The following is a 2,314-nucleotide window of genomic DNA, read 5'->3' as shown; positions in this document are numbered from 1 at the left end:
CAAAATCTCTACGAGTTCAACGTATCCCGGGATTATATTCAAGGAATACACCTCTCAAGTTCGACTTGTATTGAATTATAGCATGGATAAGGTTCGAGAAACCTTGAACCAGGGAAATTCATCAACAACGCAACTCTATAACGTACTTAAAATGCGGAACATGTACAAGTATTCTTCGGTGTCGAATCAAATCCATTTGAAAGTGCAAGATCGTAAATCTGCTTAATCGATATATTGTTAGAAGTTTATTGTGCGTTAACAATAATAGTTTGACAACTATCTAACGTAGTGATATGATGAAAATGTAAGAGATGAATCGAACAGACGAAAAGGAGGAGTCGATATGAAGAAGGGATCTTTGAAAATCGGAAAAGATGTCCAGAAGGAAATCGATAAAGCCAGATCGGCTTCTATAAGATACGGAAACTTTTTTGCACTCTGAAGAAATAAACCAGTAGAATCGCGACATACAAGCAACCCCCCTTTTCCCCCACGGAAAGAAAGATGACTTCGGGTCTCTCGGTAGAGACCCTTTTTTGTTTCTTTCATTCAAAAAGAGAGAACCTTCAGGCTCTCTCTTTTTCTTGGGGTTTCTCTAGTCCTACTGAAAAGTAAGGAAGGGTCTGGACTTCAAGATTTCTACTCGTGCCTTTTCTATCTGTTCCGTAACTTCTCTCATCGATTTTGTAGTGCAATTTGACATTATCAATTCCTCCACCGGTTCGATATATATCTTACACTGAGATCATAACATATGGTTAGATATATGTCAAACCTAGTCCTAGAATTCTATTGCAGTCTAACTTTATTCTTGTTCTGCGTTTTGTCTCTAATTCCAGGCTGAGATGGTCTCCACATTTTTTCTGGTTAGAAGAGCAGGTTTCCTCTTTCAGGGTCCGATAAGAAAGCAGGGATACTATACTAGATCGTGGAGCATCTTACGGGCCGGACTGGAGTAGCTGGAATACCCATTTGGATGAGTTATACTTGTGATCACTGAATGATTTCGACAGGAAATTCGAAGTATCGTCACACAGAAAACGATATTTGGTTCTCAAGGGTAGATGTTTTGCGAGGAAGGAGGGTGAACAGAGAAATGTTCTTCATAACGAAGGAGTTCACTTTTGACGCAGCACATAACCTCACCATGTATCACGGTAAGTGCGAGAAGCTGCACGGTCACACTTATAAACTTCAAGTTACCGTTGCCGGGGAGAAGCAAGAGGAAGACATGGTAATCGACTTTCTGAAAATGAAAGAAATTGTCAGAGACGAAGTCCTGAGTGTGCTGGATCACTCTTATATAAATGATGTGCTATCGCAACCAACTGCAGAGAACATAGCAGAGTGGATTTTCAATAAACTCGCAGGCAAGATTCGCGGGAATTCGTTCGAGCTCTATGAAGTAGCCTTATGGGAAACTCCCACCAGCTTTGTTCGTTACAGGGAGAGAGATGGTTGGTAGAGATTCCCTTAGGTCGCTTCTTCCCTGCCGACTCAATCATTCATAAACTGTCTCCCGTTGTCAAGACGATTTCTTTTGTGGCGCTTGCGGTGGGATCTTTGTTCTTGAGCGGCATTGTTGATTCTCTGATCCTTTTTTCCTTTTGGATTTCGCTTCTCTTGCTTTCAAAGGTTCCGCTGGGGGAGTACATCAAAACCCTCTGGACAATCAAGTTTCTTCTACTCTTAATTGTCATCTTCCAGCTCTTCTTTACGCACGGAAAAGTCCTGCTGGATATGAAGATACTGAGGATAACAGAAGAGGGCCTTTTGAACGCCACCTTATTGACTGTTAGGATGGTTTTTGCAGTCTTCTTCAGCATTACATTATCATATACAACAACCCCCATGGAGATCTCCTCCTCCATTGAAGCAATCGTCGGAAAGCTACCGATGAAAACTAAGAGGGTTTCTGAACTCGGAATGGCACTTTCACTAACCCTCACTTTCATTCCTCTTCTCTCGCTTCAGACGAATCGAATAATTATGGCCCAGAAGGCTAGAGGTGTGGAATTCAATGGCGGAAGTTTTTTCAAGAGAGTAAGAAACTCTCTCTCAGTGGTGATACCCGTGATTACGACCTCGCTAAAGAAGGCCCAGGACACCGCGTCCGCTCTGGAAATAATGGGATACGAGCCCGGCCATACATTGCGAAGCCTCGACAAAATGAGCTGGTCGATTAATGACTCGATTATCTTGATTTCGACGGCGGTTTCTATTACAGCGGTTGTTATACTGTAAAGCCAAAGAGATCGGCCAAACGTGAGGGGTTTATTCTTGCCATTGCTCTGGCAGACGATAGTCTTAGGCG

The 2,314-nt window shown here is 42.6% G+C and carries 2 protein-coding genes; both read left to right on the top strand.

All coding sequences use genetic code 11. The features are described from left to right. Positions 1–1,096 precede the first annotated feature (1,096 nt). The gene (gene queD, locus BG32_RS01945; RefSeq protein ID WP_014731329.1) at positions 1,097–1,465 is read left to right on the top strand and encodes a 6-carboxytetrahydropterin synthase QueD; all 369 of its coding nucleotides are present in this window, start codon (positions 1,097–1,099) and stop codon (positions 1,463–1,465) included. After that, positions 1,459–2,244, top strand: a complete 786-nt coding sequence (locus tag BG32_RS01940; protein WP_014731328.1) for an energy-coupling factor transporter transmembrane protein EcfT — start codon at positions 1,459–1,461, stop codon at positions 2,242–2,244. Before queD ends, BG32_RS01940 begins: the two co-directional genes overlap by 7 nt. The last annotated feature ends 70 nt before the right edge of the window (positions 2,245–2,314 follow it).

Origin of the sequence: Mesotoga sp. HF07.pep.5.2.highcov (assembly GCF_003666285.1) — a bacterium.
GTDB lineage: Bacteria > Thermotogota > Thermotogae > Petrotogales > Kosmotogaceae > Mesotoga > Mesotoga prima.
Note: the sequence above shows the minus strand (reverse complement) of the source record. Positions and strands in the feature narration are given on the sequence as shown.

Bases quoted from the DNA above. Each gene is read 5' to 3' on its own strand.
- queD (WP_014731329.1), top strand. From the start codon at position 1,097: ATGTTCTTCATAACGAAGGAGTTCACTTTTGACGCAGCACATAACCTC.